The 20,375-nt window shown below is 71.5% G+C and carries 17 protein-coding genes; 7 read left to right on the top strand and 10 right to left on the bottom strand.

What is annotated here, in order from left to right; translation table 11 throughout:
- The first annotated feature begins 103 nt into the window (after positions 1 to 103).
- Positions 104 to 2,170 carry a DUF4185 domain-containing protein gene (locus tag ACFPQ9_RS34450; protein WP_380862263.1) on the top strand — a complete coding sequence of 689 codons (2,067 nt, stop codon included), beginning with the start codon at positions 104 to 106 and terminating at the stop codon, positions 2,168 to 2,170.
- 115 nt (positions 2,171 to 2,285) lie between these two features.
- Here ACFPQ9_RS34450 and ACFPQ9_RS34455 read toward each other — a convergent pair whose 3' ends face one another.
- A complete protein-coding gene (locus ACFPQ9_RS34455) occupies positions 2,286 to 3,209 on the bottom strand; it encodes an LLM class F420-dependent oxidoreductase (protein ID WP_380862264.1) in 924 nt (307 codons plus the stop codon).
- Positions 3,210 to 3,453: 244 nt separating this feature from the next.
- On the opposite strand from ACFPQ9_RS34455, the gene ACFPQ9_RS34460 reads away from it, so the two are divergent.
- Complete coding sequence (locus tag ACFPQ9_RS34460; protein ID WP_380862265.1) at positions 3,454 to 3,630, top strand: hypothetical protein; 177 nt, start codon at positions 3,454 to 3,456, stop codon at positions 3,628 to 3,630.
- 167 nt (positions 3,631 to 3,797) lie between these two features.
- Here ACFPQ9_RS34460 and ACFPQ9_RS34465 read toward each other — a convergent pair whose 3' ends face one another.
- The 4 genes from ACFPQ9_RS34465 to ACFPQ9_RS34480 form a co-directional block, all read right to left on the bottom strand.
- Positions 3,798 to 4,268 carry a DUF6099 family protein gene (locus ACFPQ9_RS34465; protein WP_380862266.1) on the bottom strand — a complete coding sequence of 157 codons (471 nt, stop codon included), beginning with the start codon at positions 4,266 to 4,268 and terminating at the stop codon, positions 3,798 to 3,800.
- Between the two features lie 219 nt (positions 4,269 to 4,487).
- Positions 4,488 to 4,814: a nucleotide pyrophosphohydrolase gene (locus ACFPQ9_RS34470; protein WP_380862268.1), complete on the bottom strand. Its 327-nt coding sequence runs from the start codon at positions 4,812 to 4,814 to the stop codon at positions 4,488 to 4,490.
- Positions 4,811 to 6,028: an AAA family ATPase gene (locus ACFPQ9_RS34475; protein ID WP_380862270.1), complete on the bottom strand. Its 1,218-nt coding sequence runs from the start codon at positions 6,026 to 6,028 to the stop codon at positions 4,811 to 4,813. Before ACFPQ9_RS34475 ends, ACFPQ9_RS34470 begins: the two co-directional genes overlap by 4 nt.
- Before the next feature lie 80 nt (positions 6,029 to 6,108).
- Positions 6,109 to 6,498, bottom strand: coding sequence for a cell division protein SepF (locus tag ACFPQ9_RS34480; protein WP_380862272.1), 390 nt, complete (start codon positions 6,496 to 6,498; stop codon positions 6,109 to 6,111).
- A 339-nt stretch (positions 6,499 to 6,837) separates the two neighbouring features.
- Here ACFPQ9_RS34480 and ACFPQ9_RS34485 point away from each other — a divergent pair, with 339 nt between their 5' ends.
- On the top strand, positions 6,838 to 10,779 hold the full coding sequence (locus ACFPQ9_RS34485; protein ID WP_380862320.1) for a molybdopterin-dependent oxidoreductase: 3,942 nt from the start codon (positions 6,838 to 6,840) through the stop codon (positions 10,777 to 10,779).
- Between the two features lie 56 nt (positions 10,780 to 10,835).
- Here the strand turns inward: ACFPQ9_RS34485 and ACFPQ9_RS34490 are convergent, their stop codons facing one another.
- Positions 10,836 to 11,357, bottom strand: coding sequence for a YceI family protein (locus tag ACFPQ9_RS34490; RefSeq protein WP_380862274.1), 522 nt, complete (start codon positions 11,355 to 11,357; stop codon positions 10,836 to 10,838).
- A gap of 131 nt (positions 11,358 to 11,488) precedes the next feature.
- Here ACFPQ9_RS34490 and ACFPQ9_RS34495 point away from each other — a divergent pair, with 131 nt between their 5' ends.
- Together ACFPQ9_RS34495 and ACFPQ9_RS34500 are read left to right on the top strand one after the other, a co-directional pair.
- Positions 11,489 to 11,995: a MarR family winged helix-turn-helix transcriptional regulator gene (locus ACFPQ9_RS34495; protein ID WP_380862276.1), complete on the top strand. Its 507-nt coding sequence runs from the start codon at positions 11,489 to 11,491 to the stop codon at positions 11,993 to 11,995.
- A gap of 80 nt (positions 11,996 to 12,075) precedes the next feature.
- The gene (locus ACFPQ9_RS34500) at positions 12,076 to 12,531 is read left to right on the top strand and encodes a DUF6174 domain-containing protein (RefSeq protein WP_380862278.1); all 456 of its coding nucleotides are present in this window, start codon (positions 12,076 to 12,078) and stop codon (positions 12,529 to 12,531) included.
- Positions 12,532 to 12,543: 12 nt separating this feature from the next.
- Here ACFPQ9_RS34500 and ACFPQ9_RS34505 read toward each other — a convergent pair whose 3' ends face one another.
- Together ACFPQ9_RS34505 and ACFPQ9_RS34510 are read right to left on the bottom strand one after the other, a co-directional pair.
- Positions 12,544 to 13,548 carry an RNA polymerase sigma factor gene (locus tag ACFPQ9_RS34505; RefSeq protein ID WP_380862280.1) on the bottom strand — a complete coding sequence of 335 codons (1,005 nt, stop codon included), beginning with the start codon at positions 13,546 to 13,548 and terminating at the stop codon, positions 12,544 to 12,546.
- Between the two features lie 373 nt (positions 13,549 to 13,921).
- Entirely contained in the window at positions 13,922 to 14,209 is a 288-nt protein-coding gene (locus ACFPQ9_RS34510) for a hypothetical protein (protein ID WP_380862282.1), read from the bottom strand.
- A gap of 202 nt (positions 14,210 to 14,411) precedes the next feature.
- Here ACFPQ9_RS34510 and ACFPQ9_RS34515 point away from each other — a divergent pair, with 202 nt between their 5' ends.
- Positions 14,412 to 15,395 carry an amidohydrolase family protein gene (locus ACFPQ9_RS34515; protein ID WP_380862284.1) on the top strand — a complete coding sequence of 328 codons (984 nt, stop codon included), beginning with the start codon at positions 14,412 to 14,414 and terminating at the stop codon, positions 15,393 to 15,395.
- Between the two features lie 25 nt (positions 15,396 to 15,420).
- Here ACFPQ9_RS34515 and ACFPQ9_RS34520 read toward each other — a convergent pair whose 3' ends face one another.
- Complete coding sequence (locus ACFPQ9_RS34520) at positions 15,421 to 15,864, bottom strand: hypothetical protein (RefSeq protein ID WP_380862286.1); 444 nt, start codon at positions 15,862 to 15,864, stop codon at positions 15,421 to 15,423.
- Between the two features lie 148 nt (positions 15,865 to 16,012).
- Positions 16,013 to 16,900: an NAD(P)-dependent oxidoreductase gene (locus ACFPQ9_RS34525; RefSeq protein WP_380862288.1), complete on the bottom strand. Its 888-nt coding sequence runs from the start codon at positions 16,898 to 16,900 to the stop codon at positions 16,013 to 16,015.
- 222 nt (positions 16,901 to 17,122) lie between these two features.
- Here ACFPQ9_RS34525 and ACFPQ9_RS34530 point away from each other — a divergent pair, with 222 nt between their 5' ends.
- On the top strand, positions 17,123 to 20,353 hold the full coding sequence (locus ACFPQ9_RS34530; protein WP_380862290.1) for an AfsR/SARP family transcriptional regulator: 3,231 nt from the start codon (positions 17,123 to 17,125) through the stop codon (positions 20,351 to 20,353).
- Positions 20,354 to 20,375: the final 22 nt, after the last annotated feature.

The raw sequence follows: 20,375 nt of genomic DNA on the forward strand, positions 1-20,375 counted from the left end.
TCCAACGGCACCAACGCCTTCGTGGACGGCCGCAAATGGCACGAGTTCTTCGGCACCCCCGGCGAAACCAGCCTCTAGAAAGGAGGAGCAGGTGGTGAAATCCATGAGAAGGAGACCTCTGTCGGTCGTGCTGTCGCTGGCCTCATTGGTCATCGGCTCGCTGTTCGCCGACGGCGTCACCTCATCGGCGGCGGAGGCTGCGCCCTCGGTGAGTGCCGCGGGGGTCGTCTCCCGCGCCGAGCGGGTCGCCAAGCTGACCGGCCCCGGTTCCACCAGCGCGACCGACGCCCGCTGGCAGCTGAAGGCGACCGACCTCGGCATCATGTGGGACAACGGCAAGGGCGAGATCCTCACGGCCTTCGGTGACTCGTACGGCAACGGCTGGACCGGTCCCGGCGCCGCCGTGGGTGATCCGGCCACGCTCGACTGGCGCTGCAACCTGGTGGCCCGCAGCGGCGACCACAACCTCGCCGACGGCATGAACATCGACAGCATGGCGACCGACCGGCCCGGCCACGCCAAGCAGGTGCTGCCGTGCAAGCGTGTCGACGGCGACGAGCTGACCACGATTCCGACGGCGGGCATCTCGGTCGGGGGCCGCCAGTACATGCACTACATGTCGGTGCGCCGCTGGGGCGGCCCCGGTGAGTGGTTCACCAACTACTCGGGCATCGCCTTCTCCGACGACAACGGCGAGAACTGGGTCAAGGACGCCGACGCCCGCTGGCAGAACAACGCCTCCTGGAGCAACAAGTTCCAGATGGCGGCGATGCTCAAGCAGGGCGGCTACGTCTACCTGTACGGCACGCCCAACGGCCGCTTCGGCCCTGTGCACCTGGCCCGCGTCCCGGAAGGCGAACTCCTGGAGCCCGGTGCCTACCGCTACTGGACCGGAGGCTCCTGGGTCACCGACCAGAACGCCGCGACGCCGGTCGCCGGGGCGCCGGTGGGTGAGCTGTCGGTGCAGTACAGCCGCTATCTCGGCCGGTTCGTGATGATGTACCTGGACGATCCGGGCGGCTCGATCGTGATGCGGACCTCGGCGACACCGTGGGGCCCGTGGAGCGAGAAGCAGGTCGTCGCGTCGGGCGCGGACTATCCGCAGCTGTACGGGTCGTTCATCCACCCGTGGTCGGCCGACTCCAACAGCCCGTACCTGTACTTCACGATGTCGCAGTGGCAGCCGTACAACGTGTTCCTGATGCGGGTCCGGCTCACCGGCGGCGGCATCATGGGCGGCACCCCGGCCGACTTCGACGGGGACGGCAGGGACGACATCGCCACCTTCACCCAGGACGACCGGGCGGAGGCGTACGTGGCGAAGTCGACGGGCACCGCCTTCGGCGGGCAGTCGCTGCTGTGGAACGACCACTTCGCCCCGGGCGGAGAGACGCCGCTGACGGGTGATTTCACGGGCGACGGCAAGGACGACGCGGTCACCTTCACCCATGGGACCGAGGCGGATGTGTACGTCGCCCCGTCGGACGGCGACTCCTTCGGGACCGGCCGGCAGTGGCATGACCACTTCGCGCCGGGCCGCGAGGTGCCCGCGGTCGGCGACTTCAACGGGGACGACAAGGACGACATCATCACCTTCACCCGCGAGGACACGGCGGACGTCTACGTCGCCCTCTCGGACGGCACGTCCTTCGGGGCCGGCCGGAAGTGGCACGACGACTTCGCGCCCTGGGCCCAGTTCCCGGCGGTCGGGGACGTCAACGGGGACGGCCGGGACGACCTGATCGCCTTCACGCAGGACGCGACCAACGATGTGTACGTGGCCCTCAACGAGGGCGACGGGTTCGGCGCCCCGCGCAAGGCCCACGACCACTTCGCGCCCGAGGGCGAGCGTCCGCGCGTCGGTGACGTCAACGGCGACGGCAAGGACGACATCGTCACCTTCACGGGCGGCGAGGCGAAGGACGTCTATGTGGCGTTGTCCGACGGCGCGGTCTTCGGCGGCGGCCGGAAGTGGGCGGACTTCTTCGCTCCGGACGGCGAGTTCCCCTACGTCGGGGACTACGACGGCGACGGCAAGGACGACGTCGTGACCTTCACGCAGAACGATCTGGCCGACGTGTACGTCAACGTGTCCAACGGAACGGACGGCTTCGTCAACGGCAGCAAGTGGCACGACTTCTTCGGCCTGGCCGGAGAGACGAGCCTCTGACACCGCAGCCCCCGGCCGGCCGTGGCGCCCGCAGAGCGCGCCACGGCCGGTCTCGCCCCGGATTCGGCCCGAGGTGCCCCCGAGGATGTGCTCCCCGGGAGCCACGGGCGCGGGACTACGACAGCTGGGACTGCACCTGGGAGGAGATGAGCTCCAGGTGGTCCAGGTCGTCGAGGTCGAGGAGCTGGAGGTAGATCCGCTGTGAGCCGGCCTCCTGGTAGCGGCCGATCTTCTCGACGACCTCGTCCGGGGAGCCGGCGAGCCCGTTGATCTTCAGTTCGTCGACCTCGCGTCCGATCGCGGCGGCGCGGCGGGCGACTTCCTGGTCGTCCTTGCCCACGCACACCACAAGGGCGTTGGAGTAGACGAGGTCGTCGCCCTTGCGGCCGGTCTCCTCGGCGGCGGCCCGCACCCGGCCGAACTGCCGCTCGCTGTCCTCGACCGAGGCGAACGGCATGTTGAACTCGTCGGCGTACTTGCCGGCCAGCCGCGGCGTGCGGGTGGCGCCGTGGCCGCCGATCAGCACCGGGATCCTGCGCTGGGCGGGCTTGGGCAGGGCGGGCGACGCGGTGAGATCGTAGTAGGAGCCGTGGAAGTCGAACGTTTCGCCGACCTCGGTCGCCCACAGCCCGGTGACGATGGCGAGTTGCTCCTCCAGCCGCGCGAACTTCTCCTTCGGGAACGGAATGCCGTACGCCTGGTGCTCCTCCTCGAACCAGCCCGCGCCGAGGCCGAGTTCGACCCGGCCGCCGGACATCTGGTCGACCTGGGCGACCTGGATGGCGAGCACGCCGGGGAGTCGGAAGGTGCCGGCGGTCATCAGGGTGCCGAGGCGGATCCGCTGGGTCTCACGGGCGAGTCCGGCGAGCGTGATCCATGCGTCGGTGGGCCCGGGAAGACCGTCGCCGGAACCCATCTTGAGATAGTGGTCGGACCGGAAGAAGGCATCGAATCCGAGGTCCTCGGTGGCCTTGGCCACGGTGAGCAAGGTCTCGTAGGTGGCCCCCTGCTGGGGCTCGGTGAAGATGCGAAGATCCATGGCTCCATCCTGCACGCCGTGCCACCTGTCGACCGCACCGGTCCCCCTGGCCCCGGCAAACCCGGTCGGGTGAATTCCGTCAACGCCGAAGCCGCTGTCAGCCCCGGCCAGTGACCGCCCCCGACGGTGATCGTTGGCTCGGTCGGAGCCGGACCGCCCGGCCCTCGCCCCGGCCGGTCACCGGCGGAGCGTCACCGTGTCGGCCCACTGCCACTGGGGGGGCCGGAGGCCCGAGGAGGCCGTCATGTCCGAGGAATTCGCGCCACAGCAGAGCGACGGGAGCGGGCGGCCGAAGGGGCTGCTCCAGCAGATGGAGGAGCTGATGGCAGCCCTCAACGCGGACCTGTCGGCCCTGGACGCGGATCTGCAGGCGACCGGTGGTCCCGGTCGCGGCCGGCCGCAGGAGGGCGAGGCGGGCTGACCGGTCCGCAGCCGCGGCCGACCAGGCCCTCGGCGCTGTCGTGGTCGTCGTGCCGGGGGCTGCCGCGCCCCTTCGGACCACAGCAGCGGCCCGGAACGAATCCCGTCCGCGCCTTCCCCTCGGCTCTTGGAGCGGGGTGTCCCTCCGGACGGGCCGGACGCCGGGCCCTACCCCGCCTCCCGCTCCGCCAGCACCTGATCCCGGTCCGCGAGTCTGCGCAGCATCTCCAGGACCCGGTCCCGGGACTCGTCCGCCGCGTCGATGGCCTCCATGCACTGCCAGTACGTCGCCTCGTCGTCCGCGGCGCTGGCCAGGCCGACCAGGGCGATGCCTGCCTCGCCCAGCAGGCTCCCCAGATTGAGCAGCGCCTGCCGTGCGTCGCCCAGCTCCGTGAGCTGGGCCGCGCGTAAGTCGCCGTCCGCGAGTTCCGGTGTGTCCAGGACTCCGCAGCCGCGCCCCGCCAGCTCCGTCAACCCCAGCGCCTCACCGCGCAGTTCGGGTGGACCGAAGACCGCGAACCGGCTGCCGATCGCCTGAGCCAGGGCCTGCGCCTGCCACACCTCGGTCATGATTTCCGGCGCGCCCCCACTTCCCGCCAGCGCACGCCTGCTCGTCACGATGAGCCGCACCGCGTCCATCCGCAGTCCCCGTCTGTCTGGACGCGCTGCCCACGCGTCCGCCCGAACTCCCTTGTTCACTACCCAGAGTGAAGGGCTCTGAGACGAAAAGCCAGAGGAAGACGGAAATCTGTGGACAACTTTTCGGTCGCGGTCAGCTGAATGGATACGGAGAGTTAAAGCGGACGGTCGCCTTCCCCGCGTGCCCGCGCCCCTTCCCCGCGCGCCCGCACCCCTTCGCTAGGGCGCGGGAAACCTCCGCTCGTTCCGGTCGATCTTCGCGTCCAGCGCAGCCAGCACATCGATCCCGAGCACCTCACAGAGCTGCAGGAGGTACGCCAGCACGTCCGCGACCTCATCCGTCACGCGCGCCGCGGAGTCCGGGTCGTCCATGACCCGCCCCGACTCCTCCGGCGTCAACCACTGGAAGATCTCCACGAGTTCGGACGCCTCGACACTGAGCGCCGCGACGAGGTTCTTCGGTGTGTGGTACGGCTGCCAGTTGCGCGCGGCGGCGAACTCGGCCAGCCTGCGCTGGAGCCCGGCCACATCAAGGGGTTCGGTCACGGCTCCAGGTGTACCACCGACACGCCGGCCACCCCGGCCACCCCCGACGCGTCGCTCACGGCCCCGAGCAGCCGGATGTGCCCCCGCGCGCACATCCGGGCCGCGAGCCCGGTCAACTCCCGCAGTTGCGCGGGGTCCAGACCCCGGTCGAGCCCGTCCGCCAGCACGGTCAGCGTCTGCATCGCCGCGGGCACCTCCCCCGCGGGATCGACCTCCAGCACACCGGGTCCGGTCAGCAGGACCAACGACAGCGCGAGATGGCGCAGCTCGCCGTACCCGAGGCGGCCGAGCTCCGTCCGTGCTCCGTCGCCCCGGTCGAGCAGACCTCGCACCGTCCCGTCCCCGAGCACCTCCGCGGTCACGTCCGCCACGGCCCCCGCGCAGCCCGCCCGCGCCGCGGCCACGAGCAGCGCGTGCCGCTGTCCGCACTCGGCCCGCGTCCGCCACAGCACCTCGGCGAGGTTGTCGCACCCGCCGAGCAGCCGCCCCGAGCCGATCGGCACCGCGGCCCGCATCCGCTCGGGCAGGGGGTCACAGGCGAAGACCGACCGCAGCGCCACCACCATCTGCTCCGCGGCGGCGAGCACCCGCCGCTGCCCGTCCGTCTTGCCAGCCACGCGCAACGGCAGCAGCGCGGTACCGAGCCGGTCGTCGGGCAACGGCGCCCGGGTCACCGGCGACTGACCGGCCGTGTGCCAGGCGGCCTGCACGTAGGGGCGGCTCGGATCGCGCAGAGCCGTCTCCAGCAGGACGAGGCCGCCGGCGCTCAACCGCTCCCCCACGATCCGCAGTTCGGGCTCGGCCTGCACGGCGACATCGAGCCGGACCGGTCCCTCGGTGCCGTCGGCGGTACATCCGATGCGGAAGCCGCGACGCCGCTGGGCGTCGGGCCGCGCCCGCTCCGGGACGTACGCCACCGGGTCCAGGAACGCCTCCCCGACCCCGGCGCCGCCGCCGAGCCGCGCCAGTGCCTCGTACGCCCGCAGCGCACTCGTCTTCCCGCACCCGCTCGGCCCGGCGAGGAGCGTGAGCGGCCCGAGCGGGAACGCGGCCCGCCGATGCCGGGCGAACGCGGACAGCCGCAGCTCGGTCAGCCGGGGCCGGCAGGGACGGGCCGCGCCGCCCGCCGTATCGGACTCGGACGGATCACCCGCCCGGCCCCCCTGGAGCGGCAAGGAGACGGCATCGGCACCAGATACGAACGACACTCCCATGTCCGGACCGTAGGCCCCTCACCGGCGGGCGAACCGTTCCACCCGGGCGGCCTTCCTACGATCGGGCGACCGGGGTGACCTCAGGTGCCGGGAACCCCGGCGCCCTCCATCAGCCCGCTCACCTCGGTGCCGGGCGGGGTCAGCAGGAACACGTTCCGGTCGACCCGGTGCATCCCGCTGCCCAGGCCGAAGACGACGCCCGTACTGAAGTCGAGGACGCGCTTGGCGACCTCGTTCTCCGCCCCGGTGAGATCCAGCAGCACCGGGATCCCCGCCATCAGCGTCTCCGCGACCTCGCGGGCGTCGCCGAACACATTGACCCGCAGCACGACGAACCGACGGCGGGGCTCCGTCTCCGCCTCCGGCACCGCACGATGGTCGACCGCCGACGGCCAGGCGTCGCGGCCCCGCAGCGGCACGACCTGGGCGAGCCCCCTCCACTGTTCATCGGTGACGTCGTGGCTGTTCACCGGCTCCCCCCGCCTTGACTCGCCTTCAATGCCTGCACCGGCCAATTCTTACGCCAAGTCACCCGTTCGGCCCAACAGCGACACGGTGCGCGACCGCCTCACACGCCCCACATCGCGCTGCCGCAAGCCCCTCACATCGCACGACGGGCTGCTGTGTGTCCGACGTAACTCCTCATGATCAAGGGATGTGACATCGACGTAACGGGCAATTCGTACGCTCCAGACAGCACCCCGGCAGTCGGAGAAGGGCAGCGCGTGACCTCGACCACCCCCACGTCCCAGATCCGGACGGTCTGCGCGTACTGCGGGGTCGGCTGCGGAATCCTGCTGGACGTCGGCATGGGGCCCGACGGGCGGCGTACGGTCCTGAAGGCGTCCGGCGACAAGGCGCACCCGGCGAACGCGGGCCGGCTGTGCACGAAGGGCGCGACGACGGCCGAGATGCTGGCCGCGCCCGGCCGGCTGACGACGGCGCTGGTCAGGGGCGAGCGGGGTGAGGAGGCCGGGCCCGCCCCGATGGCGGAGGCCGTGGCCGAGACCGCGCGGCGGCTGCGCGCGATCATCGACGAGCACGGGCCGGACGCGGTCGCTTTCTATGTCTCCGGGCAGCTGAGCCTGGAGGCCCAGTATCTGGCGAACAAGCTGGCCAAGGGGTTTGTGGGGACGAACCAGATCGAGTCGAACTCACGGCTGTGCATGGCGAGCGCGGGCGCGGGTTACAAGCTGTCGCTGGGGGCCGACGGGCCGCCCGGGTCGTACGACGACTTCGAGGGGGCGGATGTCTTCCTCGTGATCGGCTCGAACATGGCCGACTGCCATCCGATCCTCTTCCTGCGGATGATGGAGCGGGTCAAGGCGGGCGCCAAGCTCATCGTGGTCGATCCGCGCCGCACCGCCACCGCCGCCAAGGCCGACCTCTTCCTCCAGATCAAGCCCGGCACCGACCTCGCGCTGCTCAACGGACTGCTGCGGCTGCTCGTCGACAACGGTCACACCGACCCCGGCTTCATCGCCGCCCACACCGAGGGCTGGGAGGCGATGCCCGGCTTCCTCGCCGACTACGGGCCCGCCGCCGTCGCGGAGATCACCGGTCTCGCCGAGGACGACATCCGCGCGGCCGCCCGGTTGATCGGCGAGGCGGGCGAGTGGATGAGCTGCTGGACGATGGGGCTCAACCAGTCCACGCACGGCACCTGGAACACGAACGCCCTGGTCAACCTGCATCTCGCCACGGGGGCCATCTGCCGGCCCGGCTCCGGCCCCTTCTCCCTCACCGGGCAGCCGAACGCCATGGGCGGGCGCGAGATGGGCTACATGGGGCCGGGGCTGCCGGGGCAGCGGTCGGTGCTGGTCGAGGCCGAGCGGACCTTCGTCGAGGACCTGTGGGAACTGCCGCCGGGGACGCTGCGCGCCGACGGGGTGGGCCGGGGCACCGTCGAGATGTTCCAGAAGATGGCCGACGGTGAGATCAAGGCCTGCTGGATCATCTGCACCAACCCGGTCGCCTCGGTCGCGAACCGCCGTACGGTCATCGAGGGGCTGGAGGCCGCCGAGTTCGTCGTCGCGCAGGACGTGTTCGCGGAGACCGAGACCAACGCGTACGCCGATGTCGTGCTGCCCGGCGCGATGTGGACCGAGGGCGAGGGCGTCTTCGTCAACAGCGAGCGCAACCTGACGTTGACGGCACCGGTGGCCGACCCGCCGGGTGAGGCGATGGCTGACTGGCGGATCATCGCGGCCGTGGCGTGTGCGATGGGGTACGAGAAGGGGTTCTCGTACGACAGCGCGGAGGACGTCTTCGAGGAGATACGGCGGGCCTGGAACCCGGTGACGGGCTGGGACCTGCGCGGGGTGACGTACGAGCGGCTGCGGGCCACGCCCGTGCAGTGGCCGGCCGCCGAGGTGGACGGGCCGGAGCGCAATCCGATCCGGTATGTCGACGCGGACGGCGGGCTGCGCTTCCCGACGGCGAGCGGGCGGGCCGCATTCCATGCGCGTCCGCATCTGCCGGCCGCCGAGATGCCGGACGACGACTATCCCTTCGTGCTGAACACCGGGCGGGTGCAGCACCAGTGGCACACGCTGACGAAGACCGGGAAGGTCGCCAAGCTCAACAAGCTGAACCCGGGACCGTTCGTGGAGGTGCATCCGCGGGACGCACGGGAGCTGGGGATCGCCGACGGGGACCGGGTGGAGGTCGCCTCGCGGCGGGGGCGGGCGGTGCTGCCGGCCGTCGTGGCCGAGCGGGTGCGGCCGGGGGACGCTTTCGCGCCGTTCCACTGGAACGACCTGTTCGGGGAGTATCTGAGCGTCAACGCGGTGACCAGCGACGCGGTGGACCCGATCTCCTTCCAGCCGGAGTTCAAGGTGTGCGCCGTGTCACTGACGAAGGTCGCGGCTCCCCTGGCCCCGCAGGAGCCGGCGCCGGCGCTGACGCCGACGGCCGTCACCCCGGGCCCGGCCGGTCCCTTCGGGCTGGACCCCGCGCCGCCGCCCGTGCTGACCGCCCAGGAACGCCTCTACCTGACCGGCTTCCTCGCCGGCATCGAGACCGGCGCGCCCGGCATCCCTGTCCTGCCGCCGGGCGCGCCCTTCAGCCCCGAGCACGCGATGTGGGTCAACGGCGTCCTCGCCGGCATGTACTCGCGGTCGGCAGGCACCCCCGCCGCGCCGGCCGCGCCCGGCCGTGAGGTCGTCGTGCTGTGGGCCTCGCAGACGGGCAACGCCGAGGAGTTCGCCACCGCGACCGCCGAGCGGCTCGGCTCGGCGGGGCACCGGGCCACCCTGGTCGGCATGGACGAGGCCGATGTCGGCACCCTCGCCCGCACGGCCGACCTGCTCTTCATCACCAGCACGTTCGGCGACGGCGACGCGCCCGACAACGGCTCGGGGCTCTGGGACTCGCTGACCGACGAGCGCGCTCCCCGGCTGGACGGAACCCGGTACGCGGTGCTCGCCTTCGGCGACTCCTCGTACGACGACTTCTGCGGGCACGGCCGCCGCCTGGACGCACGGCTCGATGAGCTGGGCGGGGTGCGGCTGGCCCCGCGTACGGACTGTGAACCGGACTACGAGCCGTCCGCGGGGGCCTGGCTCGACGAGGTCCTCACGGCACTGGGCGGCGGCGCCGAAGCCCCCGCCGTCGAACGCGCGAAGGCCGGGCCCAAGCCGGCGCCCGCCACCGCCCGCCTGGTGGGCAACCGGCTGCTCAGCCGGCCCGGCGCGGGCAAGGAGGTACGCCGCTTCACCTTCGACACCAGCGGGAGCTCACTGACGTACGAGGCGGGCGACGCGCTCGGCATACGGCCGGTCAACTCGCCCGCGCTGGTGGAGGAGTGGCTCGCGGTCACCGGCGTCGACGGCTCGGCGGCCGTGGAGGTCGACGGTATCGGCGCGACCTCCTTCGCCGAGGCCCTGCACCGGCATCTGGACATCACGCGGATCACCCCGGACCTGCTGCGCTTCGTCGCCGAACGCGTCCGCGACGACCGGGAGTTGCGCAGGCTGCTGCGGCCCGACAACAAGGACGGGCTGGCACAGTGGAGCTGGGGCCGGCAGGCCGTGGACGTGATCGCCGAGCACCCGGTGCGCGCGGGTGCCGAGGAGTGGGCCGGGGTGCTGAAGAAGCTCCAGCCGCGTCTGTACTCGATATCGTCCAGCCCGCTCGTCGACCCGCACTGCGTCTCGCTGACGGTGTCCGTGGTGCGGTACGAGAACCTGCACGGGCGGGCGCGCGGCGGGGTCTGTTCACCGTTCCTCGCCGACGCCGGGGCGGACACCGAGGTGCCGGTGTTCGTGCAGCGGTCCCCGCACTTCAGGCCGCCCGCGGACGCCTCGACGCCGATGGTGATGGTCGGCCCGGGCACCGGTGTCGCGCCCTTCGTCGGCTTCCTCCAGGAGCGACGTGCGCTCGGGCACCGGGCACCCAACTGGCTGTTCTTCGGCGAGCAGCACCGGGCCAGCGACTTCTACTACGAGGAGGAGCTGACCGGGCTGCTCGACGAGGGCACCCTGGACCGGCTGGACACGGCGTTCTCCCGCGACCAGCGCAACAAGGTGTACGTCCAGGACCGGATGCGCGAGCACGGCCCCGAGCTGTGGCGGTGGCTGCAGGAGGGCGCCCACTTCTACGTCTGCGGCGACGCCTCGCGCATGGCCAAGGACGTGGACCGGGCGCTCAAGGACATCGCGGTCGCGCACGGCGGTCTGGCGGAGGCCGAGGCGTCGGCCTATGTGAAGCAGCTGGCGGCGGCGAAACGGTACGTGCGGGACGTCTACTGACTCCCGCCCGCTGAGGGCCGTCACCGCCGTACCGCGGACGCCGTCGAGCGTCGGCGTCAGGCCGTCGCGGCCGTCCGCGTGAAACGGAGCGTGCCGGTGACCGTGGTGAGGCCGCGCATCATGCCGAGCTGGTTCCAGACCATGCCGAACTGCTCGCGGTCCACGGTGAACTCGGCCTCCAGGGTGAGCGACGTGTCGTCGGCGCCGACGAGGCGGGCGGTGACGGACTTGGGCCGGCTGACGCCGCGGACGGTGAGCTGACCGACGACATGCACCTCCTCGCCGTCGCGCAGTTCGGCGCTGCGGACCGAGAAGGTGATCTCGGGGTGGTTGGCGACGTCGAAGAAGTCGGCGGAGCGCAGATGCTCGTCGCGCTTGGCGCTGCGGGTGTCCAGGGAGGCGGCGTCCAGGGTGATCGTGCCGACGGCGGAGCCGTCGGAGCGCACCTCGCCATTGCCGGCGACGGCGGTGAAGGCGCCCTTGACGGTGACCAGGCCCCACATCGTCCTGTGCCGCAGGGCGACGGTGGAGGCGGTGCTGTCGAGCTGCCAGGTTCCGGTTTCGACGGCGACGGTCATGATCTTTCACTCCTGAGCATCGGGGGTGTCGCAGGGGGCCTGCAGGGGGTCTGCGGGGGGCTGTAATCCAAATTTGGACGACACCACGCTAACCGATACTCCAAATTTGAACAACAGATACACTCGAATTCATGGCCGACCACTCCGACTGCCCCTCCGCCTCCGGCGACAGCCTGCTGCCCGTCGAGCTGCACGCCTGGATGCTGATGCTGGCCGCGACCGGAGCCGTCGAGCAGGAGCTGCGCAGCGTCGTCAAGGACCGCCTGGACGTCTCGCACGACGAGTTCCTGGTCCTGTGCCTGCTCGCCGCGGACCCCGGCCAGGCCCTGCGCATGACCCGGATCGCCGAGCTCCTGGGCCGCCCCAAGACCCGCCTCACCTACCAGATCGCCTGCCTCCAGCACGCGGGCCTGGTCACCCGCAAGTCGGTCTGCGGCGACAAGCGCGGCGTCGAGGTCGCCCTCACCGAGAAGGCTCGCAACCTCCTCAAGGACGCCTCCGCGGCTCTCGCCGAGACGGTCAAGGAGGCGCTGACGCGTTTCATGGGCCCCACGCAGCGCCAGGCGATGTGCGCCCTGATGCCCGACTTCGTCACGGAGCAGACGCCGGCTGCGGCTCCGGCTCCGGCTGCCGAGTAGTCCCAGGCCGGAGGCGTGCGTCGAACGTTCCCGGCGCGAACGCCGTCATAGCGGTACTGATCCTCGAAGGGAGTGCCGCCATGACCGCCGTACCCGTCAGCGCCCGCGTCGTGTTCCGAGCCGCACTGGTCGCGGGGCTGGTCTGCGCGGTCGCCGGCTGCGCCACCGAGCCCGAGCCCGAGGCGACGCCCGCCTGGCGGGAGCCCGACTCGTACACCTACACGCTCCGGTCGAGCGAAGGGGAGCGGAGCCTGATCGGCACGTTCCGGATCACCGTCCGCGACGGGGCCGTGGTGAGGGCGACGGGCCTGGACGACAGCGGCCGGCGCGTCGTCGAGGACGTCCCCGACACGGTGCCCACCATCGGGGAGCTCCTGGACGAGTGGCGGCAGGCGCGGCGGGACGACGCGGACACGGCCGAGGTGGACTACGCGCGCGACGGGCACCCGGAGCGGATCTCGCTGGACTGGATGAAGAACGCGATCGACGACGAAGCCCTGTACGTCATCAGCGACTTCGAGCCTGCCGGCGGCTGACCCGGCGCCGGGTCAGAGGTCGTCGAGGTAGTCCCGCAGCGCCCGGGAGCGGGACGGGTGGCGGAGCTTGCTCATCGTCCTGGTCTCGATCTGGCGGATGCGTTCGCGCGTCACGCCGTAGACGTGGCCGATCTCCTCCAGGGTCCGGGGGCGGCCGTCGGAGAGTCCGTAGCGCAGGGAGATGATGCCGGCCTCGCGGGCGGTCATGCCGGTCAGCAGGTCACGGATGGCGTCCTGGAGGAGATGGTGGGTGACCGCCTCCCAGGGGGAGGGAAGGTCGGTGTCCTCGATGAGGTCGCCGAACTCACCCTCGCGGTCCTCGCTCAGGGCGGCGTGCAGGGAAACCGGTTCCTTGGTGTAGGCATCGATTTCTACGAGCCGCTCCACCGGTATCTCGACCCTCTTCGCGAGTTCCTCGGGTGTCGGCACGATGCCCGTGTCCTGCATCAGTTCTCGGCGCGCGCGTGCCACCCGGTTGATGATCTCGACGGTGTGCACGGGAATGCGGATGGTGCGGCTCTGGTCGGCGAGGGCCCGGGTGACAGCCTGTTTGATCCACCAGGTCGCATAAGTGGAGAACTTGAAGCCCTTTGCATAGTCGAACTTCTCCACCGCCCGGATGAGCCCGGCGTTGCCCTCCTGGACGAGGTCGAGGAAGTCCAGCCCACGGCCGGTGTACCGCTTGGCCACGGAGACGACGAGCCGGAGGTTGGCCTCGGTGAGGTGCGCCTTGGCCCGCCGACCGTCCTCGATCAGGAACGCCAGTTCCTCCACGCGGTGCCCGTGCCGCCCCTCCACCAGGAGCCGCTCGGCGTACAGACCGGCCTCGATGCGCCTGGCGAGGTCCACTTCCTGTTCCGCCGTGAGCAGCCGGACCCGGGCGATGAGGCGCAGATAGTCCTTCACCGGGTCGGTGCTGCCGCCCTGTCCCTCCAGCTGCGGCCGCGGGCCGTCGGTCTCGTCGTCGTACGGCGACGGCGGCGCCGTGTGAGGGCCGTCCCGTTCGAGCAGGCTCATACGGCCTCCCTCCGCGGACGGCCGCGGAATTGCGGAAAGGGCGTCGAAGGCGAGGCTCCACTTCCCGAACCGGAAACATCGGCGAATGAGGTCGGCGCGCCTGCGGGCAATTCCACGGACACATCACGGAGATTGTGCTGCCCGGTACCGCCGACGACGATTCGACTGCTCACTCATTCGAGGCTACCACCGCGAATCTCCCGCAGAAGGCGGTCCGAGAGCCACTTTCGCGGTGATGCACCCCCCGCTCGACATCCCTTTCACGACCGCATTCCACAGCGATCATGAACCGCCGATTTCCCGTGAATAACAGAGAGGCGGCCGACGCCATGCGCCGGCCGCCCGTTGCCTCTGTGGCGACGTGGAACGCGTCTCAGAAGGCGGAGTTGTTGCACCCCATCGTCGAACCGAGGTGGGTGCTCTGGCTGGCCGGGTCGCCCTCGCCGTTGAGGCCGTTGCCCAGCAAGCCGTTGAGGATGCCGACCACACCGAGGATGTCGATGTTCAGGTCGTGGGACTTGCACTGGGTGCTCTGCTGGACTTTGTAGGCGTTGCCCTGGCCGTCCCCGTCCATGCCCGCGGCGTGGGCGGAACCGGCGGACAGGACCCCGACGGTGCTGAGGGCGGCGACCAGGACGGCGGCCTTACGAAGCTTGTGCATGTCATCTCCGGTGAAGCGAGGTGGATGCGATACGTGAAGGATCGACTCCTTACCGAAAAGGGACATTAGTGAGAAATGACCCAAATCATCCTTTGACGCGCCGGGGTTCTCGATCTCTTCCGATGGAAGGAAGCCAAATGCCCAGTTAGGATCCATTTGTGGCGCTGTGCTGGGGTACGGCATCGAGGAGGCTCGGTCGGGCATGACAGATCCCGCGCACACGAACCCGGGACGCATCGACGTCCACCAGCACGTCATCCCACCCGCCCGCGGACAGGCCATGACCGGTCGTGCCGCGGCCGTCGGCTGGCCCGCGCCCGCGTGGGACGAACCGAGCGCGATCGCCATGATGGACCGGCGCGGGATCGCCACCGGAATGCTGTCCTACGCCGCACCGCTCGCCGGCCCCGACGACCCCGCGGCGGCACGCGAAGTGGCCCGGAGCGTCAACGAGTACACGGCCGAGCTGGTCAAGAACCGGCCCGACCGCTTCGGCCACTTCGCCGTCCTCCCCCTGCCGGACGTGGACGGCGCGCTCGCCGAGGCCGCCCACGCCCTGGACGAACTGGACGCCGACGGCGTCCTGGTCCTGTCCAACGCCCACGGCCGCTATCTCGGCGACCCTGCGTTCGAGCCGCTGTGGGCCGAACTCGACGCACGCTCCGCCGTGATCCTGGTCCATCCGACCGCGCCGCCGGGCCCCCCGCTCCCCGATGTGCCGCTTCCGCTGGCGGACTTCCCCTACGACACGACCCGCGCCGCGCTGCACATGACCATGCGGGGCGTGCCGCGCCGATACCCCCGGATGCGGATGATCCTCCCCCACGCCGGCGGCTTCCTGCCGTACGCCGCCCACCGCTTCGCACTCGCCGCCCGACTGCGCACGGACGCGACGGTCGACGGGAGCGGCACGACACCCGAGGACTTCCTGACGGATCTGCGGCGCTTCTACTTCGACACCGCCATCTCGACCGGACCGGCGACCCTGCACGCCCTGCTCGCCTTCGCCGCACCCGATCGCATCCTGTACGGCAGCGACTTCCCCATGCTCCCCGAGGACTGGGGCACCGACTTCGACACCGCGTTGGAGGACTACCCGCACTGGGACGCGGGCCGGCTCCACGCCGTCGACCGCGGCAACGCCGAACTCCTCGTCCCCCGCCTCGCCCGGACGCCCGCGACATGACCGTCGGGCGGACCGACGAGGTCCGTCAGAAGGGGGCGCGCCAGTCGGCCGAGCCCGCCGTCGGCTGCGCCGAGCCCGCGGTGACACGGCGGTAGGCGGCGCGGGCATGGACGATCCTCGCCAGGATCGTGCCGACGAGGCTCGCGGTGCACAGGCAGGCGAGCCAGAAGGTGTCGCGCGATCCGGCCCAGGTGAGGGTGCCGGCGGGCGGGATCGCGAAGCCGTTGAGGAACAGCCAGCACAGCAACGCCGTGCCCGGGGCCGCGGTGAAGCGTGCGCACAGTCCCAGCACGGCTGCCAGCAGGGACAGCCCGGCCAGGGCGAATCCGGGTCGGTCCTGACCCATGAGCAGGGTGTGCACCGCCACCAGGATCAGCGCCCCGCCGAAGGCCGTGGCCCACACCAACGGCGTGGCCACGGGGCGGGGTACGGGCCTTGCCTCGACGCTGAGGGACACCCACCGGATCATGCAGACAGTTCCTTTCGGTCCTCCCCGATGCCCCGGCGACCCACCCCTCGGTCGGTCGGAACCGGGACATGGATTGTCCCACCTGCTCCGGCCCTCGTGGATAGCGGCTATCCGGACGGCGCTAGCGCGGGCGCCGGCCCGGACCCGTTCAGTTCTTCGGGCGGCGGTACGCCTTCACGACACTGGCGTAGCTGTTCCCGGCGTGGCCCTGCGCGATGATCCCCTCCATCAACTGCTCGGAGTATTTGGGCAGTTCGCTGTCGACGCCGAGTGCCTCGCTCTCCTCGACGAGGTGCCTGAGCGCGCCCAAGTGGGTCTCCAGGGTGGCGTCGTTGGCCGGGAACCTCTCGTCGCCGGCGTCGATCTGCGCGGCGTAGTCGGCCGTGAACATCTTGATGGCGTCGAGCCACATATGGGCCCACGGCAGGAACTCCCGCGCCTTCACGCCGCCGGTCTCCACGATGGCGACACCGTGCAGAAAGCTGTTGAGGGCACCCCACATCAGGCCGAGCAGCGACACGTCGAACAGGGCGGGCTTGCCGTGGTCGGTGCCGAGGTAGGTGGTGCCGCCGCCGAGCAGCCTCAACACGGGCTCGTGGGCGTCGAAGACGGCCCGGTCACCGGCGTAGAAGAGAACGGAGGTATCGGCGCCGATACCGGGCGGTGTGATCATGATGGCGCCGTCGAGGTACTCGGCACCGTTCTTCTCGGCCCACTCGGCGGTCCGCCGGGCCTGCTCGGAGGAGCCCGTGGTCAGATTGACGACGGTCTTGCCGCGCAGGGCGTCACCCAGCGAGCCGATGACGTCGTGCACCACGTCGTACGTCGACACGCACACGACCACGAGGTCGCTCGCGGCGACGGCGTCGGCGGGGTTCGCGGCCAGGACCGCGCCGTCCGCGACGACGCCGTCGGCCTTGTCCGCCGAGCGGTTCCACACGGTGGTGGCGTGACCGGCCTTCAGGAAGGCGGCGGCCAGGGCCTGCCCCATCAGGCCGAGACCGAGCACCGACACCGAGGTGTGCTTGTCACCCATGAATCTGTTCCTCCAGTACGGAAGTGCTGTGCTGAACGGGCCGCCGCCGGCGCTGTACCGGCGCTCCGCCGCCGAACCGCATCCCTGCGGGAAGGCTGGCAGACGCCCCTTCGGATTCACTTCGGACGACTTCGGGATCGCTGCGCGAGCGCACGTCGGAAGGCCGGCCGCGCCCCTGTTCGGCACAAGTCGCGCCGTACGGCGGCCGGTTACGCTGAGATCATGGAATTCGGGGTGCTGGGACCGCTGGAGGTGCGCACGGACGACCGACGTCCGGTGCGAGTGCCCGAAGTCAAGGTCCGGATGCTCCTCGCGGACCTGCTCGCCCACCCGGGGCAGGTCGTCCCGACGGACCGGCTCATCGAGGACCTGTGGGACGGCTCGACCTTCACGGCCCGGCCCACCGCCTCGCTCCAGGCGAAGGTGTCCCAGCTGCGGCGCGCGCTGGAGGACGCGGAGCCGGGCGCCCGCGAGCTCGTCGTGCACCGGCCACCCGGATACGTCCTGGACACCCCTGCCGGCGCGCTGGACGCCGTGCGGTTCCGCGAACTGGTCGGCCGGGCCAGGGCCGTCGAGGATCCCGCGCGGCGGGCCGCGCTGTACACCGAGGCGCTGGCGTTGTGGCGGGGCCCCGCTTTCGCCGAGTTCGCGGATCAGATGTCCGTGCGTCCGACTGCGGCGAGCCTGGAGGAGGAGCGCCTCACCGCGGTGGAGGAACACGCCGGGGTGCGGCTGGAGTTGGGCGAGCACGGCCTGCTGGTCGGCGAGCTGACCGAGCTGGTGGAGCGGCACCCGTTGCGCGAGGGGCTGCGGGGCGCGCTGATGTGGGCGCTGTACCGGGCGGGCCGCTCCTCCGACGCGCTCGAACAGTTCAACGACCTGCGGCGCCGGCTCGACGAGGAGCTGGGACTCACGCCAGGACCGCCGCTGGAGGCGCTGCAACAGGCCATCCTGCGCCATGATCCGGTCCTGGCCCGCCCGGAGCCGTCCGCGCGGCAGGCGGCGGTGACGCCCGAACCGACCGGTTCGGCCTCGCCCCTGGTGGGCCGCGACGAGGACGTCCGGGCGCTGCGGGCGCTGCTCTCCCGGCGCCGTCTGGTGACGCTCACCGGCCCGGGAGGGGTCGGCAAGACCCGTCTCGCGCAGGCCGCGGCGCAGCACATGGCGGACGCTTTCGCCGAGGGCACCTGGCTGGTGGAGCTCGCGGACACCGGCGGCCCGCAGCGGTGCGCCGGTGTGGAGCCGCTGGCCGAGCGGGTGATGGCGACGCTGGGCATTCGGGAGAACATCCCGGACGACGACGGCGAGGGTGCGGCGGACCGCCTCGCGAACGCGTTGGCCGGCCGGCGGCTGCTGCTCGTGCTGGACAACTGCGAGCATGTCGTGGAGGCCGCCGCCCGGTTGGCCGGTCTTCTGCTGAGCCGGGCGCCGTGTCTGCACATCCTGACGACCAGTCAGGAACCGCTGCGCTCCCGGGACGAGACGGTGTATCCGGTGGCGCCGCTGTCGCTGCCGCCGGCGGGTGAGCCGGACCTCGAAGCGCTGGCGGGTGCGGGCGCCGTACGGCTCTTCGTGGACCGGACCACCGCGACGGACCCCGACTTCGTGCTCGACGCCACCACCGCCCCGCTCGTCGCGGACGTGTGCCGGCGCCTGGACGGTATTCCGCTCGCGCTCGAACTGGCCGCCACCCGGGTGCGGTCGCTGGGTATCAGGGAGCTGCACGACCGTCTCGACGACCGCTTCCGGGTGCTCAACAACGGCTACCGTGACGCCCCTTCACGGCACCGGACGCTCCAGGCCACGCTCGACTGGAGCTGGGGCCTGCTCGACGTCCGGGAGCAGACCGTGTTGCGCCGGCTGTCGGTGTTCGGCGAGGGATGCGGGCTCCGGGCAGCCGAGGACGTGTGCTCGGGTGGCGGTGTGTCCCCGGCGGACGTCCTCGACGCACTGGGCCTGCTCGTGGAACGCTCCCTGGCCGTCCGCTCCGAGGGACCGCGCGGTCCGCGCTACCGGTTGCTGGAGTCGGTCGCGGTCTACGCGCGTGACCGGCTCACCGAGTCCGGCGAGTACGCCGGGACCGCCGCCCGGCATCTGCGTCATTTCGTACGCCTCGCCGAGCGGGCCCGGCCGCATCTGCACGAGCGGGAGCAGGCCCGGTGGTTCCAGTACCTCGACCCGGAGGCGGCCAATGTGCGGCGCGCGCTCGCCGAGGCGGCCCGGACCGGGGCCGCGCAGGAGGCGTTGCGCCTGGTCAACTCGCTGACCTGGTACTGGTACGTCCGGGGCCGGCTGAGCGAGGCCGGCAGAGCGCTGGCGACCGCCCTGGACACGCCGGGCGACGCCGCGCCCGAGGAACGCGCGGAGGCGGTTCTCTGGCACACGGGCATCCGCCTGCTGCTCGGCGAGCACGACCTGGAGTGCGACGCCCTGGCGGAGTACCCGCCCGAGTCCACTCCGGAGTCGGCCAGGGCCCAGTGGTTCCTGGCGCACGCGCAGTGGACCGTGGGGGCGCTGGCCGCGGGCGAGCGTCGGGTCGAGCACGTCCTCGGCCGTTTCCGCACCCTGCGCGACGCGTGGGGCGTGGCCGCCTCGCTGACCACGCGCGCCTGCTTCGCCCTGGCGCGCGGCGACCTGGAGGGGCTGCGCGGCAACGCCGAGGAGGCCCGCGCCCACTTCGCGGAACTGGGCGACCTGTGGGGCCGGTTGAAGACGGCCGACCTGCTCGGCAGGCTCGCCGAGATCAACGGCGACTACGACCTTGCGGCCCAGCTGCACAGGGAGAGTCTGCGGATGACCCAGGCCCTGGAGATGTGGCCCGAGATGGCGGCGAAGCTGTCGGGTCTCGGCCGGATCGCCCTGCTCACCCGGCGTGACGACGAGGCCGACGACCTGCACACGCGCGCCCTGCGGATCGCGGCGGGACAGGGCAACCGGCCCGCCGAGCAGTTCGCCGCGCTGGGCCTCGCGCTGAGCGCCCGCCGCCGGGGCCGGCTCGCCGTCGCCGAGGAGTGGCTGCGGCCGTGGCTCGCCTGGAACCGCCGGCGCGGGGACGGTCCGGGCCTGGCGCTGGTCCTGGCCGAACTGGGCTTCATCGCCGAACAGCGCGGCGACGCCGACCGTGCCCTCGCCCACCACCGGGACGGTCTCGAGGCCGCCGCGACGACCCACGACCCCCGCTCGGTCGCCCTGGCACTGGAAGGGCTCGCGGGCGCGTACTCCCTGGCCGGGCACCCACGGCGGGCGATCGGCCTGCTCGGTACGGCGGCGGCGACCAGAGAACGCGCCGGCGCTCCGCACCCGCCCGCGGAGCGCGGCGACGTGGAGCGCATCGCCGGCCGCCTGCGCGACACGGTCGACGAGGCCACATACGCGCGCGAGTTCGCCCTCGGCTCCGAGGGGGACCACGAGTCCCGGATCACGGAGGAGCTGCCGCACCTGGGGGCCACGTGATCTCGGTCCACGGTGGGCGGTC

The sequence above is a fragment of the Streptomyces coerulescens genome (genome assembly GCF_042657965.1).
Lineage (GTDB): Bacteria > Actinomycetota > Actinomycetes > Streptomycetales > Streptomycetaceae > Streptomyces > Streptomyces coerulescens.

Coding starts and splice junctions, on each gene's coding strand:
- ACFPQ9_RS34515 (WP_380862284.1), top strand. CDS start 14,412: ATGACAGATCCCGCGCACACGAACCCGGGACGCATCGACGTCCACCAG.
- ACFPQ9_RS34485 (WP_380862320.1), top strand. CDS start 6,838: ATGGGGCCCGACGGGCGGCGTACGGTCCTGAAGGCGTCCGGCGACAAG.
- ACFPQ9_RS34455 (WP_380862264.1), bottom strand. CDS start 3,209: ATGGATCTTCGCATCTTCACCGAGCCCCAGCAGGGGGCCACCTACGAG.
- ACFPQ9_RS34530 (WP_380862290.1), top strand. CDS start 17,123: ATGGAATTCGGGGTGCTGGGACCGCTGGAGGTGCGCACGGACGACCGA.
- ACFPQ9_RS34520 (WP_380862286.1), bottom strand. CDS start 15,864: ATGATCCGGTGGGTGTCCCTCAGCGTCGAGGCAAGGCCCGTACCCCGC.
- ACFPQ9_RS34460 (WP_380862265.1), top strand. CDS start 3,454: ATGTCCGAGGAATTCGCGCCACAGCAGAGCGACGGGAGCGGGCGGCCG.
- ACFPQ9_RS34525 (WP_380862288.1), bottom strand. CDS start 16,900: ATGGGTGACAAGCACACCTCGGTGTCGGTGCTCGGTCTCGGCCTGATG.
- ACFPQ9_RS34450 (WP_380862263.1), top strand. CDS start 104: ATGAGAAGGAGACCTCTGTCGGTCGTGCTGTCGCTGGCCTCATTGGTC.
- ACFPQ9_RS34505 (WP_380862280.1), bottom strand. CDS start 13,548: ATGAGCCTGCTCGAACGGGACGGCCCTCACACGGCGCCGCCGTCGCCG.
- ACFPQ9_RS34490 (WP_380862274.1), bottom strand. CDS start 11,357: ATGACCGTCGCCGTCGAAACCGGAACCTGGCAGCTCGACAGCACCGCC.
- ACFPQ9_RS34495 (WP_380862276.1), top strand. CDS start 11,489: ATGGCCGACCACTCCGACTGCCCCTCCGCCTCCGGCGACAGCCTGCTG.
- ACFPQ9_RS34510 (WP_380862282.1), bottom strand. CDS start 14,209: ATGCACAAGCTTCGTAAGGCCGCCGTCCTGGTCGCCGCCCTCAGCACC.
- ACFPQ9_RS34475 (WP_380862270.1), bottom strand. CDS start 6,028: ATGGGAGTGTCGTTCGTATCTGGTGCCGATGCCGTCTCCTTGCCGCTC.
- ACFPQ9_RS34465 (WP_380862266.1), bottom strand. CDS start 4,268: ATGGACGCGGTGCGGCTCATCGTGACGAGCAGGCGTGCGCTGGCGGGA.
- ACFPQ9_RS34500 (WP_380862278.1), top strand. CDS start 12,076: ATGACCGCCGTACCCGTCAGCGCCCGCGTCGTGTTCCGAGCCGCACTG.